Source organism: Deinococcus alpinitundrae, assembly GCF_009982895.1.
Classification (GTDB): Bacteria; Deinococcota; Deinococci; order Deinococcales; family Deinococcaceae; genus Deinococcus; species Deinococcus alpinitundrae.
Genome location: NZ_WXZL01000264.1, coordinates 1 through 269 on the forward strand (window position 1 = coordinate 1; position 269 = coordinate 269).

Below are 269 nucleotides of genomic sequence, written 5' to 3' on the forward strand. Positions count from 1 at the left end.
GTGCTACCAGATGCAGATTTAAAAGTATATATGATTGCATCAGTTGAAGAGCGAGCAGAAAGAAGATATAAAGATAATCAATTAAGAGGTATCGAATCAAATTTTGAAGATTTAAGACGTGATATTGAAGCTCGTGATCAATATGACATGAACCGTGAAATATCACCATTAAGAAAAGCAGATGATGCAGTGACATTAGATACGACAGGCAAGTCGATTGAAGAAGTTACTGACGAAATTTTAGCGATGGTGAGTAAAATTAAATAATC

The 269-nt window shown here is 33.8% G+C and carries 1 protein-coding gene; it reads left to right on the forward strand.

The window, feature by feature from the left end; genetic code table 11:
• Positions 1-267, forward strand: a 267-nt coding sequence (locus GUI70_RS25725; RefSeq protein ID WP_202630603.1) for a (d)CMP kinase, incomplete at its 5' end; no start/stop codon positions are given.
• Between the last annotated feature and the right edge of the window lie 2 nt (positions 268-269).